The following is a 13,980-nucleotide window of genomic DNA, read 5'->3' on the forward strand; positions in this document are numbered from 1 at the left end:
CAATGGGAATGTCACCATACGACAATCGTCGTCATGACGTCCTGCGATTCGACATGCTGTGTCGGCAGGTGGACTTCGCTTTCCGGCTAGCGCGCCAACTGGTTCTGCGCCTGCGGTCCTAGCCACTTTCGCGGCCGACAGCGAATCCTGTTCACGATTCCCTGGGCGTCGGAGGACGACCGGGCCGATGCCGGGTGACCGGCCCACGGAGGGATGAGCATTGGACAGTACTGATCCTGGCCGCGTCGTTCGACTGGCCGTGGCCGAGGCGCTGGCCCGCGTGGCGGACGAGGACAGCTTGGGGCTGGGCGAGGGCGACGCGTTGCAGAGGCTCGGGGCGGCACTGCGCGAGGTGCTGCGCCGCGCACTCGACGACCGGGTCCCGCTGACCACGCCGGACTTCGTCGACCTCTGCCGTGACCTTCGCCTGAACCGTGACGCCTTCGACCTGCTGGGACACCATGTGCTGACCGCGTTGCTGGCCCACCACGTCGGGCCGGACGCTCTGATCCGTGTGGGGGTGCTCTTCGGCACCGTCGGGCGCTACCTGCCGGGTGCCCGTCCGGTCGGTCATCGCAACGGACGCCCCGTGCCGGCGCGACGCGGCGGGCGCTCGGACAACAGCGCCGTCGGCCGGTACCGCCGCGCGAAGCTACCGGAACACCTTCCCAACCCACCGACTTGGACCTGCACCGGATGTGGTCGCGAGTGGCCCTGCGCCACGAAGCAGAGTCAACTGCTCGCCGAGTTCGGTGGAGCGCGCGCCGCCCTCGCGGTCTATCTCGGCTCCTGCCTCGTCGCCGCCGCCCAGGACCTGCCCACGCAGCCGCTACCCCGGCTCCGATTTCTGGGTTGGCTGCCCCGGGCCCGGATCTGACCGTGCCGCCCGGCTCAGGTGCCGTGGACCTCCAGCTCCCACAGCGAGTAGCCGTACGCGGGCAGGGCCCGTTGGGTGCCCTGGACGCGCAGGTAGCGGCCCGTGGCCGAGATGGCGATGTCATCCACGCCACCGTCGCCCGTGGTCGTGGTGTGGACCGGCGACCAGGTGACGTTGTCCGGGGAGACCTGGATCTGGTACGCCCGCGCGTACGCCGCCTCCCAGGTCAGCCGGACCCGGTCGAGGGTGCGGGACGCGCCGAGGTCCACTGAGATCCACTGCGGGTCGGCGTACGCGCTGCCCCAGCGGGTGGCCGCGTTGCCGTCCACGGCGTTGGCCGCCACGTGCGCGCTACCCGGCTCCACACTGGACGTGGTGACCGGCCGGTCCCGGGAGAGCAGAGTGCCACCGGCGGCGGTGCCGTAGACGTTGAGGTCCCACAGCGAGTAGCCCCACTGGGTGGCGCGCTGGGTGCCGTACACCCGCAGGTAGCGGCCGGTGCCGGTGACCGTGAGGTCGTCGACGCCGCCGTCGCCGGTGGTCGTGGTGTGGACCGGCGACCAGGTCACGTTGTCCGGCGACACCTGTACCTGGTACGCCCGTGCGTGGGCCGTCTCCCAGGCCAGCCGCACCCGGTTGATCGCGTACGTGGCCACCAGATCGACGGAGATCCACTGCGGGTCGGCGTACGCGCTGCCCCAGCGGGTGGTCGCGTTGCCGTCCACGGCGTTGGCGGCCACGTGCGCACTGCCCGGCTCGACGCTGGACGTCGTCACCGGTCGGCCCCGGGCCAGGTCGGTGGCGGGCGGCTCGCTCGGACCGTCCGTCTTGATCCGCACGTTGCGGTAGTTGATGTCCAGCCCGGCGCCGTCGTTCTGCAACCCGATGTAGCCGTTGGCGATGGCCCGGCTGCTGACGTAATCGTTGATCTTGACACCGTTGAGCCAGATCTCGACCCGCTGGCCGTGCACGCCGATCTCGTAGGTGTTCCAGGAGCCGGGTGGGTTGAGCGCCGCCGCGCGGGCGGCCTGGTTCGGTGCCTGGAAGCTGTAGACGCTGCCGGTGGTGCGCGTCGGGTCGCCGTCGGTCGCGTCGATCTGGATCTCGTGACCGGCATCGACCGGGCCCCACGGGTCGCCCTGCGGATCGGGGAACCCGATGAAGACCCCGCCGTTGTCGTCGCCCGGCATCATCCAGTCGACCTTGAGCGAGTAGTTGGCGAAGGTGCGCACCGGGTACCAGAGCAACCCCATACCGCCGTTCGAGGTGAGGGTGCCGTCGGCCAGGGTGAAGTTGCCCGCCCCCGCCTGCCGCCACTGCCCGAAGCTGGCCTGGGTGCCGTCGAACAGCGGGGTGTAGCCGGGCTCCGGCCGGCAGTCGGCCACCACGGCCCCGGCCGCCACCTGGATGCCGCCGAGCAGCATGCGGGTGAAGTTCGGATCGCTGTAGCTCTGCTCGGTGTGGCCGAGGCCGGTGTACCAGGAGCGTCCGCCGCCGTAGCTGTGGCACCAGGTGATCGGGTGGTCGCCACCCATGGACCCACCGGCGTACGACGACTCGTCGAGGCTGGCCAGCACCTTGACCGCGGAGCGGGGGTTGGCCCGGTAGTTGTACCACTCGTCGGTGCGGGTCCAGGTCGACGGCAGGTGCGCGGTGGAGGCGTTGGCCCGGTCCTCGACCCGGACGGTCGCCTGCTGGGTGGCCGGGTGCGAGGCGAAGTACGCCCCGACCAGGCCGCCGTACCACGGCCAGTCGTACTCGGTGTCGGAGGCGGCGTGCACCCCGACGAAGCCACCGCCAGCCGCAATGTACGCCTCGAACGCGCCCTGTTGGCCGGCGTTGAGCACGTCGCCGGTGGTGCTGAGGAAGACCACCGCCTGGTACTGGGCGAGGTTGGCCGTGGTGAAGGTGGCCGCGTCCTCGGTGGCGGTGACGGTGAAGCCGTTCGCCGCACCGAGTTGTTGGACGGCGGCGATGCCGTTCGGGATGGAGGAGTGCCGGAAACCGGCGGTCTTGGAGAAGACCAGGACCTTGCCCAGCGGTGCGGCCTCGGCCGGGGTCGGGGCCACCGTCGTCGCGCCGGCGGCGACGGTGAGTCCGGCGACCACGGCGGCGGCGACTGCGGTGATGACACGTCTGCGCATGGGACTCCTTGGGTAAAGGGTGGACGGACGGGTTCGGGGGACGGAAACGGCCGGCGGGCCCGCACGGGCCCGCCGGCTCCGGGTCAGAGCGCGATCAGGTCGAACTTCTCCCAGGGGCCGACCGCGTCTCGGTTCGCGATCAGTGCCTCGGCCCCGCCGTTCTCCGCGACCACGTACCTGTTGTTCACCGTCGCCCGCAGGCTGACCGAACCGTCCGCGTTGCGGACCAGGGCGAAGGTCTCCCACGACCCGGCGGACGGCCGGTTCGCGATCAGCGGGTTGGCGCCGGCGTTCTCGGCGCAGGCGAACTGGTTGTTCACCCGGGCCCGCAGGGCGACGTTGCCGCCACCGAGGTCGACCTGGTCGAACTGCTCGCCGAAACGAGGGCGATGTCGAGACGAGGTGGAACGGTGTCACCGTGCCGGGTTGACGGCAGTCGGATGAACATCGATCCACATCGTTGACATGCAGTCAACATCGAACGTCTTCGAGGGTCAATCCCTCAGGATGCCCCGTCCCACGCCAGCGGCAGGTCGGGACGCGGTGTTCATCGTGGGCACGCGGCCCGTAGGGCGGGTGTTCACCACGCTCTTCCAGGCTGCTTGATCGAAAGAGCATTCGCTTGATCGAGGAGAGGCTCTCACGTGCGAGACAGGCAACCCGAAGAGACCGAGCACGCGCAGCTGTCGCGGCGCAAGCTGGTCAAGTACGCGGGCGTCGGCGCGACGCTGGCCGCGGCCAGCCCGCTGGTTGGTACCAGTGCCGCGTGGGCCGACGAGGACCGCCGGCCGGGTGACGACACGAGCGACCGGGGCAACGCCAAGAACCGGGTGTGGCGCGCTGGTGACCACCACATCCACTCCGAGTACAGCGGTGAGTTCGACACCACCAAGTCCCCGATTGTCTTCCACAAGGGCGCGGACGCGGTCTACCCGATCGTCACCAACGCCATCATGGCGAAGAACTTCGGTCTGACCTGGGCGATGTGCACCGACCACGGCGGACCGACCCACTCGAAGGTGAACATCGAGCAGGCGTATCCCGACCTGCTGCGTTCGCGCAAGCTGGTCCCCGAGGTGCTCCAGTTCTGGGGAATGGAGTTCGACGCGCCGTCGCTGGACCACCACACGCTGATGATCCCGCGCCACGCCGACGAGGAGAAGCAGCTCTTCGAGCTGGAGAGCCGGTTCGCGAAGTACGACGCGTTCCCCACCGACCCGGCCCGGGACACCGAGGCCAAGATGGTGGAGTTCCTCAAAGTCGCCCGGGGTATGCCGCACAAGCCGCTGGTGATCGCCCACCACGCGTCCCGCTCGGCGCCCGGTCTCGGCGTCTACGGCCAGGACACCCCGCGCGAGTTCCGCAACGGCAACAACGCCGCGCCGGACGTCTACATCGGTTTCGAGGGTGCGCCCGGCCACCAGGCCGGCCCGCTCAACGGTGGCAAGCGGGGCGGGTACGGCAACCACCCCACCTACGGCGGCTTCGACCAGATGACCGCCCGGGTCGGCGGGTTGTGGGATTCGCTGCTCGGCGAGGGCCGGCGCTGGTGGATCACCGCGACCTCGGACTCGCACGTGCACTGGACCCGTGGTGGCTCGGACTTCTGGCCGGGCGAGTACAGCAAGACGTACGTGCACGCCCGTCAGGACTACGGCGACATCATGGACGGCCTGCGCAACGGCCGGATCTGGGTCACCACCGGTGACCTGATCCGCAACCTCGACGTCACCGCCACGTCCCAGGGCAAGACCGCCGAGGTGGGCGAGACCATCACGGTCAGCCGTCGGAGCCGTACCGATGTCGAGATCGAGATCAAGTTCCGCCCGTTGGGCGGCGAGAACGCGAACGGCGACCGTCCCGAGGTCCGCCGGGTCGACCTGATCGTCGGTCAGATCACCGGCCCGAGCGCCAGCCTGGACGCCGACACCAACCCCACCACCAAGGTGGTGGCCCGGTTCGGCCCGCGTGACTGGCGTCGGCAGGGCGCGGACTACGTCATCCGGCACACCCTGCGCAATGTCGAGGCCGACACCTACGCGCGGGTGCGTGGCACCAGCACCGACGAGGCCGAGCCGCTCGCCGACGGGCTGGAGAGCCCGTGGGACGACCTGTGGTTCTACTCGAACCCGGTGTTCGTGCACGTGCGCTGACCCAGCGCGGTAGCGGCACAGCGGGTCTGTCCGGCACCGCCCGACGTACGACGGTCGGGTGCTGACGGGCGGACCCGCGTCGCATTTTCTCTCCTCCGGCGGCCGTCGCCGGGAGTCAGTCGGTGCTGCGGCGGCGGGCTCGGGGGGTGGCGGTGCGCCCGCCACGTTCGGCTGCGGCGTCGGTTTGGCTCGGCGCGGGCACCGTCGGCGCCGGGTCGGGGCGCACCTGCGCCACCACCTCGCACAGGTCACGCAGCGGGTCCACCGCCTGAGCCGAGCAGGCGACCTGCTGGAGCAGTGCCCGCAGCGTCGCCGACTCGGCCGGCGCGAGGGCCCCCAGCAGGTGCGACTCGACCTGCCGCAGCGCCAACCGCCGCTGCTCCCAGGCGGCGCGGCCGACGTCGGTGACGTCGATCAGCCGGTTACGCCGGTCGCCCGGGTCCGCCCGACGGGCGACGAACCCGGGCCGTTCCAGATCGTCGATCAGGTACGTGAGGACGGTGCGGTCGATGCCGAGTTCCTCGGCGATCGCACCCTGGTTCCGGGCTGGTCCGTTGATCGCTGCGGTGAGCAACTGGTAGCCACGGGGGCCGCCGGGGAAGTCGGTGAGCGCGTGCTCGGCCGCCCGGACATAGCCGCGGAAGACGATTCCGAGCATCCAACCCAGGTCGTCGTCGAGCGGATCGGGCCGGTCCGGCCGGTGAGTGGCACCCGTCATCCCTCGACAATAGCGCAGTGAGTCAGACCTTGTTGGCAGCAGATGTTCTGTATGACATAAGGTTGAGGTCATGACGCATCGCCAGAGGCGTCGCGTGAATCGGGAGGCTCGCAGATGAGCGACTACGGCCATGACCTGGTCTTCGGATCCTTCGTCACCCCCAGCGGTGGCAATCCGGACCGCACGGTCGGCGTTGCCGTCCTGGCCGAGCAGGTCGGGCTGGACCTGGTGACCTTCCAGGACCACCCGTACCAGCCGGCATTCCTCGACACCTGGACGCTGCTGAGCTTCGTCGCGGCCCGGACCAGCCGTGTGCGCGTGGCGGCGAACGTGACGAATCTGCCGCTACGCCCACCGGCGGTGCTCGCCCGCAGCGTGGCCAGCCTGGACCTGCTCAGCGGTGGCCGGGTCAGCCTCGGCCTCGGAGCGGGAGCGTTCTGGGACGCCATCGAGGCGATGGGTGGCCGACGGTTGACCCCCGGGCAGGGCGTACGAGCGCTGGAGGAGGCCATCGAGATCATCCGTCAGCTCTGGGACGCCGAGGCGCGCGGCGGAGTTCGTATCGACGGCGAGTTCTACCGGGTGATGGGCGCCAAGCGCGGGCCGGCACCGGCACACGCGGTGCCGATCTGGCTGGGCGCGTACAAGCCCCGGATGCTTCAGCTCACCGGTCGCCGGGCCGACGGCTGGCTGCCCTCGCTCAGTTACCTCCAGCCCGGTGACCTGGCTAAGGGCAACGCGATCATCGACGAGGCCGCGCAGCAGGCCGGCCGCTCACCCCAGGACGTTCGCCGGCTGCTCAACATCGCCGGCCAGTTCTCGGCCGTCGGTCGTGGCGCGCTCAATGGGCCCGCCGCGCAGTGGGTGCAGGAGTTGACCGAGCTGGCGCTGGGGGAGGGCGTCAGCGCCTTCATCCTCGCCAGCGACGACCCCGACGACCTGCGGCGGTTCGCCGGCGAGGTGGCTCCCGCGGTCCGCGAGCTGGTGGCGGCCGAGCGCGACCGTGGGGCAGCGCCGGAGCGTGAGCCGGCGTCGGAGCGTACGCCGGCACCTGAGCCGGAGCCGGTGGCTGCGCCGCCGGTGCGACCGAGCCGCGCGACCGTGACCGGCGGTGCTTTCGCCGTGGTGCCGACCCCCGACGACGGGGTACGGCGCAGCGACCAGCAGGTCTGGGACGAGTCGGCCCGGCCGACCGCGCCGGTGCCCGACCCGAACCGCACCTACACCCCGCACGAGCAGGCCACCGGTGCGCACCTGGTGCAGATCCACGACGGCCTGCGCGCCGAGCTGGCCCAGATTCACGATCTGATCGAGCAGGTGGCGGCCGGTGAGATCGACGCCGGTGCGGCCCGGTCCCACATCAACACGATGACCATGCGGCAGAACCGGTGGACGCTCGGCGTCTACTGCGAGTCGTACTGCCGCATCGTCACCACCCACCACACGATCGAGGACCAGTCGCTCTTCCCCCGGCTGCGTGCGCGTGACCCCCGACTCGGCCCGGTCGTCGACCGGCTGGAGCAGGAGCACCACGTCATCCACGATGTGTTGGAGGGTGTCGACCAGGCCCTGGTCGCGTACGTCGGATCTCCGGACGGCCTCGCCGAGCTGCGGGCCGCGGTGGATCTGCTGACCGACGCCCTGCTGTCGCACCTCAGCTACGAGGAGCGCGAGCTGGTCGAGCCGTTGGCTCGGCTGGGCATCGGCTGATCATGACGGCATCCCAGCGCGATCGGGGGTTGCCGCGTTCAATCTGAGAGACTACTTTCGAAACATGTCTCTCAAGAATCCGTACGGGGATTTCGAGATCACCGAGCCGCAGGCGCTGCGGGCACTGGCCCATCCAGTCCGGCTGGCGATCCTCGAGCACCTTCAGCGGGAGGGCCCGGCCACGGCCACCGGGCTCTCGCCGCACGTCGGCGCCACACCGTCAGTGGTCAGCTGGCACCTGCGGCACCTCGCGACGTTCGGCCTGGTCATCGACTGGGACGGTGCCACCAGCAAGCGGGAACGCTGGTGGCAGGCGGCCGCCCGAGGCTTCCGCTTCACGTTGCCCGACGATGCCGAGGGCCAGGCCGCAGGCCGTCAGCTGCGCGGCGAGATGTTCGCCCGAGCCGCCGAGGCGCCGCAGCAGTGGCTGCTGCACGACGAACCCCGCCTGGACGCCCAGTGGCGCGGGCTGGCCGGGGTGGCCGACACCCGGTTCGTGGCCACCCCCGAGGAGCTACGGCAGTTGGAGGACGCGATCGAGGAGTTGCTCGCCCCATACGTGCGGCGCAAGGACGACGACCAGTCACCGGCCGATGCTCAGGTCGTCCGAATGCTGCGTTACCTCCTGCCCGAGCCCGGCGACGACCCGGCCGCGTCGTGACCGCCACCGCCACCGGCACCGCGCCCCCGCCGGCCCTGCACCGCGACCGGCGGTTCCGCACCTTCTGGATCAGCGAGACGATCTCCCAGTTCGGTGATCGGATCAGCGAACTCGCCCTACCGCTGATCGCCGTCACCCTGCTCACCGCGACGCCCGTGCAGGTCAGCGTCCTCACCGCGTTGATCTGGCTGCCCAACCTGCTGGGCCTGTTCCTGGGCGCCTGGGTGGACCAGCGCACCCACAAGCGGCGACTCCTGATCATCGCGGACCTGATCCGCGCCGCGGTGCTGCTCAGCCTGCCGGTGGCGTACCTGTTCGACGCGATCACCCTCACCCAGCTCTACCTGGTGGCGCTGCTCACCGGCTTCGGCGCGGTGCTCTTCGCCATGGCGCGCCAGGCGTTCTTCGTCGCCCTGGTGCCGCGATCGGCGTACGTGGACGCGACCAGCAAGCTGAGCATGAGCCGGTCGCTGTCCTTCATCGCCGGCCCGGCCGTCGGCGGTGGGCTGGTCCAGGCGCTCAGCGCGCCGGTCGCGATCGTCGTCGACGCGGTGTCCTTCCTCGGCTCCGCGCTGCTGCTCGGCCGCATCCCGGTGACCGAGTCGCCTCCCCCGCCGCGTCGGACGTCCACGCTCGGCCTGGTCCGCGAAGGGCTCGTGCTGGTGCTGCGGCACCCGGTGCTGCGGGCCGCCCTCGGCTGCACCAGCACGGTCAACTTCTTCACCTTCATCGCCAGCGCGCTGCTGGTGCTCTACGCCAGCCGCGAACTCGACCTGTCGGCCGGCGCGATCGGCATCGCCTTCGGCTTCGGCGCGCTCGGCGGGTTCGCGGGCGCGGCGCTCGCCCCGCGGATCTCGCGCGCCATCGGGCTGGGCCGGACCGCCATGATCGGCGTGGTGCTCTTTCCCGCCCCGCTGGCGCTGACCGCGCTGGTGTCCGGACCCACCTGGACGAAGGTGGCCATGCTGGCGGCCATCGAGCTGGTCTCCAGCGTCGGGGTGATGCTGATGGACGTGAACCTGAACGCCCTCCTCACCGCCGTGACACCCGACGACGCGCGAGGACGCCGGGCCGGTGCCTACAGCGCCGTCAACTACGGCATCCGACCGCTCGGCGCGCTGGTCGGTGGGGCGTTGGGCACCACCATCGGGCTGCGGCCCACGCTGGTCGTCGCCGGCCTGGGTGGCGTGCTCGCCGTGTTCTGGTTGCTCGCGTCGCCGGTGCGCCACATCAGGACCCTCGACGACCCGGTGGCTTGACCGCCCCGCGCCGCCGGCCCAGGGGTCGGCGGCGCGGGGCGCAGGTCAGATGGCTTCCGCCACCAGCAGCCGGGCCAGCTCGGCGGGCTGGGAGAGCATCGGCCAGTGTCCGGTGGTCATCGTGAGCAGTCGCCAGTGGTCGCTGGTCAGCAACGTGGCCACGGTGTCGTTGGGCTCCGGCCCGTCCAGCAGACACTTGACGTACGTCGCCGGAAGCTCACCCAGTGGGCGGGTCAACACCGCCGGCTCGGTCAGCGTGGCGCCCGGGTGCGGAGTGGACTTCTCGATGAACCGGGTCACCTGCTCGTCGGTGAGCCCCTGGCCGTCGAGATCGCCCGCGCCGAGCGGCCAGTAGCCGCCGTTGTCCGCGATCAACGACTCCAGCGCCGCCGGGCCCTGCCACCAACCGGAGGCGAACGAATCGCCGTCGACCGGCACCTCCGAGTCGACGAAGACCACTCTGGTCAACCGGTCGCCGATCCGCTCGGCGGCCTGACCCACCGGAATTCCCGAGTAGCTGTGCCCGACCAGCACCACGTCGCGCAGGTCGCGGCGCTCGATCTCGCCGACGATGTCCCGCACGTGGGTCTGCTGCCCGGCGGGCACGGCCTGCTTGTCGGCAAGGCCGGAGAGGGTCAGTGGATGGGTGCCGTGGCCGGCCGCCCGCAGTGGCGGCACCACCTCGTCCCATGCCCACGACCCCAGCCACGCCCCCGCCACCAGTACGAATTCAGCCATGGCCGGGACCCTAGCGCCGCCCTGCGACAGCCCGGCGCGTCTCAAGTGGCGAGCACGGATCTGACGAGCGTGGATCCTCCTCGGTGGGCAGCGTCGCCATCGACCCGCTCCTCACCCGCCCGACGGCGTCCTCGGCTCCATCCGGTGGCCGACGGCTCCGGCCAGCCGGCGCGGTATCCCCGGAGCGTGCCGGGCGAAACCGCAGCCCCGCCCGCCGGGCAGCGTCAGCGCTCAGTCGAGCGGCGGGGCCGGAGGGCCGACCAGGGCGGCGAGCCGCTTCGGGGCCAGCATGCGGTAGCTCTCGGTGAGCAGCTCGCCGACCTCCTCCCAGTCGGTGTCCGCGTTTAGGACCATGCCCATCACGTTCGGCCCCCAATCCGGTTTGTAGAAGGGGTGCCCACCGCCCAGGAGCCCGGCGATCTCATCGGGTGGCGACCGGAAGACCAGCAGGCAGGCGGGCTCGTCGACCTCGGCGGCCCGGGCGTGGACCGCCTGTCGGTCGGGGTCGACGGTGAGCACGTGGGCGAAGGTCCGCTTGCGGATCCGCCAGCGTGTGCCCACCCAGGCGGGCTCCTCGTAGGTCTCCGGCAGCCCGAGGCAGATCGGCCGCAGCTGGTCGAGGACCTCGGGCGGGACGTCTCCGGGTTCGGTCACGGGCAGCGACCCTAGCCGGCCGGTGTGACAAGTTCCGCTCGTCGAACGCCGCCCGGGCCGGTGGTGCGCGCCCTGTCGATCCGCCAGGATGGGCCGGGGCGACCTCGGGCCGTCGTCCTGGCCCGATCCATCCCCGTGCCCGCTGAGGAGTGCCGTGCCGTCCACCCTGCTCTCCCGCCGCGACCTCGATTTCCTGCTGCACGACTGGCTGCGGGTGTCCCAACTCGTCGAGCGTCCCCGCTACGCCGAGCACTCGCGGGAGACCTTCGACGACGCGCTGGATCTCGCCGAGCGGGTGGCCACCGAGCAGTTCGCCCCGCACAACCGTGCCGCGGACCTCGCCGAGCCGACCTTCGACGGGCAGCGGGTGCGGCTCATCCCGCAGGTCCGCGCGGCGCTGGACAGCTTCGCCGAGACCGGCCTGCTCACCGCCGGGTTGGACGCCACGGTTGGCGGCCTGCAACTGCCGCACGCGGTCGCGGCGGCCTGCTTCACCTGGTTCCAGGCCGCCAACGTGGCCACCTCGGCGTACCCGTTCCTCACCCTGGGCAACGCCAACCTGCTGTTGGCGCACGGCAGCGCCGAGCAGGTGGACACCTACGTCCGGCCCATGCTGGACGGCCGGTTCTTCGGCACCATGTGCCTGTCCGAGCCGCACGCCGGCAGCTCACTGGCCGACATCACCACCCGCGCCGAACCCCAGCAGGACGGCTCGTACCGGCTCTTCGGCACCAAGATGTGGATCTCCGGTGGCGACCACGAGTTGGCCGAGAACATCGTCCACCTGGTGCTGGCCCGGATCCCCGGCGGTCCGCCCGGGGTGAAGGGCATCTCGCTGTTCATCGTGCCGAAGGTGCTGGTCGGCGCGGACGGGTCGCTCGGTGACCGCAACGACGTGGTGCTGGTCGGGCTCAACCACAAGATGGGTTTCCGGGGCACCACCAACACGCTGCTCAGCTTCGGCGACGGCGGGCACACGCCGGGCGGCCGCGCCGGTGCGGTCGGCCACCTGGTCGGCGCGCCGCATCAGGGTCTGGCGCAGATGTTCCACATGATGAACGAGGCCCGGATCGGGGTCGGGGCAGGCGCCACCGCGCTGGGTTACACCGGCTATCTCAAGAGCCTGGCGTACGCCAAGGAGAGGCCGCAGGGCCGTCCGGTCGGCGCGAAGGACCCGGCCGCCGCGCAGGTGCCGATCATCGACCACCCCGACGTACGGCGGATGCTGCTGGCGCAGAAGAGCTACGTGGAGGGGTCGCTGGCGCTGGTGCTCTACTGCGCGCGGCTGCTCGACGAGCAGAAGACCGCGCCCGCTGACGCCGACCGCGAGCGCGCGCACCTGCTGCTGGACGTGCTCACCCCGATCACCAAGAGTTGGCCGTCGCAGTGGTGCCTCACCGCCAACGATCTGGCGATCCAGGTGCTCGGTGGTGCCGGCTACACCCGTGACCACGACGTGGAGCAGCACTACCGGGACAACCGGCTCAACCCGATCCACGAGGGCACCCACGGCATCCAGGCGCTGGATCTCCTCGGGCGCAAGATGACCATGCAGGGCGGTGCGGGTCTCGCCCTGCTGACCGCGACGATCGGGGACACGATCGAGCGGGCCCGGGAGACCGGCGGCGAGGCGGCCGGTCTGGCGGACCGGCTGGCCGCCGCGGTGGACCGGACAACCGCGGTCACCCGTCGGCTCTGGGCCGACGGGGACCCGGTGCTCGCGCTGGCCAACGCCAGCGCCTACCTGGAGGCCGTCGGGCACGTGGTGATCGCGTGGATGTGGCTGGAGCAGGTGCTGGTGCTGCCGCCGGAGGGGTCCGGCGACGCGTTCCACGCCGGCAAGAGGCAGGCCGCCCGCTACTTCTTCACGGTCGAGTTGCCCCGGACCGGTCCGCAGTTCGACCTGCTGGACAGCCGGGACCGGACGACCCTCGACATGCGCGCGGACTGGTTCTGAGCGGCGTCACCGTCGGCGGGTCTGGTGGTTCATGGCCTGCCGTCCCTTGACCACGCCCCAGACGATCACGATGATCAGCGCGATCAGACCGATGATGATCAGCCAGCGGGCCGCCTCGAGAATCAACCCGAGCAGAATCAGCACGCCGGCGACCACGCCGACGACCCAGAGCAGTGCACGCATGTCCACCTCCGGTAACCGGTCGCGCTCGCAGCGGCGACCCCCGTGCCACCTTCCCGATTCGGCCGCCACCATGCCCGCGAGGTGCGAAGCCGGTCGCGCTCGACTGAACGGCGGGGCCGTCGCCGCTCAGCCCTCGGTGCGCGCCACGTAGACGGTGTTGGCGGACTCGCCGCCGGTCAGCGGGTTGGCGAACGGCACGACGTGCGCCCGTACGCTCGCGAACACCTCGGTGAGCGCTGCGGTGAACTCGGTGTCCGGCGGGTCGTCCGACCAGAGCGCGAAGACCCCCTCCGGGCGTAGCAGGGCGGCCAGCCGCCGCAACCCGGCCGGCGGGTAGAACGCCGCGTGGCTCGGGTGCAGGACGTTGCGCGGGGAGTGGTCGACGTCGAGCAGGACGGCATCGAACCGCCGCCCGGGAACCTCGGTGTCGAAGCCGGTGTCACCGGCCACCGCCGCGAAGAAGTCGGCCTGCACGAACCGGGTCCGGGGGTCCTCGGCGAGCCCTGCCGCGAACGGCAGCAGCCCTTGCCGGTGCCAGTCGATCACGTCCTCGATGGCCTCGACCACCAGCAGTGAACGCACCCGCGGGTCGCCCAGTGCCGCGCAGGCGGTGTATCCCAGCCCGAGCCCGCCGACCACCACGTCGAGCGAGTCACCGGCCGCCTCGGCGAGGCCGAGCCGGGCCAGCTCGATCTCCGCGACCGGAAAGAGGCTGGACATCAGGTACTCGTCGTCGAGCTTGACCTCGTACACCTCGACCTGGAGCGCCGGATCCTGGCGCCGACGCAGGCTGATCGCGCCGATCGGGGTCTCCCGCCAGGCCAGCTCTTCGAAACGCGCGCCCACGGGTGCCCTTTCGCCGTCGGATTCGTCCCCGGATGGTACCGGTTGCCCCGTGACGGCCACGCAGGGTCCGCAGGACATCG

At 71.0% G+C, this 13,980-nt stretch carries 13 protein-coding genes; 6 read left to right on the forward strand and 7 right to left on the reverse strand.

Annotated features, from left to right (window positions below; genetic code table 11):
• The first annotated feature begins 220 nt into the window (after window positions 1-220).
• Entirely contained in the window at window positions 221-877 is a 657-nt protein-coding gene (locus PCA76_RS14175; protein ID WP_272618393.1) for a hypothetical protein, read from the forward strand.
• A gap of 14 nt (window positions 878-891) precedes the next feature.
• Here PCA76_RS14175 and PCA76_RS14185 read toward each other — a convergent pair whose 3' ends face one another.
• Both PCA76_RS14185 and PCA76_RS14190 read right to left on the reverse strand, forming a co-directional pair.
• Window positions 892-3,021 (reverse strand): ThuA domain-containing protein, encoded by a 2,130-nt coding sequence (locus PCA76_RS14185; RefSeq protein ID WP_336298064.1) that lies wholly within the window; start codon window positions 3,019-3,021, stop codon window positions 892-894.
• Between the two features lie 83 nt (window positions 3,022-3,104).
• Window positions 3,105-3,341 (reverse strand): fascin domain-containing protein, encoded by a 237-nt coding sequence (locus PCA76_RS14190; protein ID WP_272618395.1) that lies wholly within the window; start codon window positions 3,339-3,341, stop codon window positions 3,105-3,107.
• A gap of 324 nt (window positions 3,342-3,665) precedes the next feature.
• On the opposite strand from PCA76_RS14190, the gene PCA76_RS14195 reads away from it, so the two are divergent.
• Complete coding sequence (locus PCA76_RS14195; RefSeq protein ID WP_272618397.1) at window positions 3,666-5,174, forward strand: phosphoesterase; 1,509 nt, start codon at window positions 3,666-3,668, stop codon at window positions 5,172-5,174.
• Window positions 5,175-5,289: 115 nt separating this feature from the next.
• Here the strand turns inward: PCA76_RS14195 and PCA76_RS14200 are convergent, their stop codons facing one another.
• Entirely contained in the window at window positions 5,290-5,892 is a 603-nt protein-coding gene (locus tag PCA76_RS14200) for a MarR family winged helix-turn-helix transcriptional regulator (RefSeq protein ID WP_272618399.1), read from the reverse strand.
• A gap of 114 nt (window positions 5,893-6,006) precedes the next feature.
• On the opposite strand from PCA76_RS14200, the gene PCA76_RS14205 reads away from it, so the two are divergent.
• The 3 genes from PCA76_RS14205 (at window position 6,007) to PCA76_RS14215 (ending at window position 9,522) form a co-directional block, all read left to right on the forward strand.
• Complete coding sequence (locus PCA76_RS14205) at window positions 6,007-7,602, forward strand: LLM class flavin-dependent oxidoreductase (protein WP_272618401.1); 1,596 nt, start codon at window positions 6,007-6,009, stop codon at window positions 7,600-7,602.
• A gap of 64 nt (window positions 7,603-7,666) precedes the next feature.
• Window positions 7,667-8,263 (forward strand): ArsR/SmtB family transcription factor, encoded by a 597-nt coding sequence (locus PCA76_RS14210; RefSeq protein WP_272618403.1) that lies wholly within the window; start codon window positions 7,667-7,669, stop codon window positions 8,261-8,263.
• Entirely contained in the window at window positions 8,260-9,522 is a 1,263-nt protein-coding gene (locus PCA76_RS14215; RefSeq protein WP_272618405.1) for an MFS transporter, read from the forward strand. The genes PCA76_RS14210 and PCA76_RS14215 overlap by 4 nt, the downstream gene beginning before the upstream one ends.
• 45 nt (window positions 9,523-9,567) lie before the next feature.
• On the opposite strand, the gene PCA76_RS14220 is transcribed toward PCA76_RS14215, so the two are convergent.
• On the reverse strand, window positions 9,568-10,260 hold the full coding sequence (locus tag PCA76_RS14220; protein WP_272618407.1) for an alpha/beta fold hydrolase: 693 nt from the start codon (window positions 10,258-10,260) through the stop codon (window positions 9,568-9,570).
• A gap of 231 nt (window positions 10,261-10,491) precedes the next feature.
• Complete coding sequence (locus PCA76_RS14225) at window positions 10,492-10,914, reverse strand: MmcQ/YjbR family DNA-binding protein (RefSeq protein WP_272618409.1); 423 nt, start codon at window positions 10,912-10,914, stop codon at window positions 10,492-10,494.
• Between the two features lie 154 nt (window positions 10,915-11,068).
• On the opposite strand from PCA76_RS14225, the gene PCA76_RS14230 reads away from it, so the two are divergent.
• The gene (locus PCA76_RS14230) at window positions 11,069-12,871 is read left to right on the forward strand and encodes an acyl-CoA dehydrogenase (protein WP_272618411.1); all 1,803 of its coding nucleotides are present in this window, start codon (window positions 11,069-11,071) and stop codon (window positions 12,869-12,871) included.
• 6 nt (window positions 12,872-12,877) lie between these two features.
• Here PCA76_RS14230 and PCA76_RS14235 read toward each other — a convergent pair whose 3' ends face one another.
• Together PCA76_RS14235 and PCA76_RS14240 are read right to left on the reverse strand one after the other, a co-directional pair.
• Window positions 12,878-13,054 carry a hypothetical protein gene (locus PCA76_RS14235; protein ID WP_272618413.1) on the reverse strand — a complete coding sequence of 59 codons (177 nt, stop codon included), beginning with the start codon at window positions 13,052-13,054 and terminating at the stop codon, window positions 12,878-12,880.
• 126 nt (window positions 13,055-13,180) lie between these two features.
• A complete protein-coding gene (locus PCA76_RS14240) occupies window positions 13,181-13,900 on the reverse strand; it encodes a spermidine synthase (RefSeq protein WP_272618415.1) in 720 nt (239 codons plus the stop codon).
• Window positions 13,901-13,980: the final 80 nt, after the last annotated feature.

Origin of the sequence: Micromonospora sp. LH3U1, from assembly GCF_028475105.1 — a bacterium.
Taxonomy (GTDB): Bacteria; Actinomycetota; Actinomycetes; order Mycobacteriales; family Micromonosporaceae; genus Micromonospora.

What these genes read in the sequence shown, in the direction of transcription:
- PCA76_RS14185 (WP_336298064.1), bottom strand. Translation starts at nt 3,021, where the DNA reads ATGCGCAGACGTGTCATCACCGCAGTCGCCGCCGCCGTGGTCGCCGGA.
- PCA76_RS14200 (WP_272618399.1), bottom strand. Translation starts at nt 5,892, where the DNA reads ATGACGGGTGCCACTCACCGGCCGGACCGGCCCGATCCGCTCGACGAC.
- PCA76_RS14205 (WP_272618401.1), top strand. Translation starts at nt 6,007, where the DNA reads ATGAGCGACTACGGCCATGACCTGGTCTTCGGATCCTTCGTCACCCCC.
- PCA76_RS14210 (WP_272618403.1), top strand. Translation starts at nt 7,667, where the DNA reads ATGTCTCTCAAGAATCCGTACGGGGATTTCGAGATCACCGAGCCGCAG.
- PCA76_RS14220 (WP_272618407.1), bottom strand. Translation starts at nt 10,260, where the DNA reads ATGGCTGAATTCGTACTGGTGGCGGGGGCGTGGCTGGGGTCGTGGGCA.
- PCA76_RS14235 (WP_272618413.1), bottom strand. Translation starts at nt 13,054, where the DNA reads ATGCGTGCACTGCTCTGGGTCGTCGGCGTGGTCGCCGGCGTGCTGATT.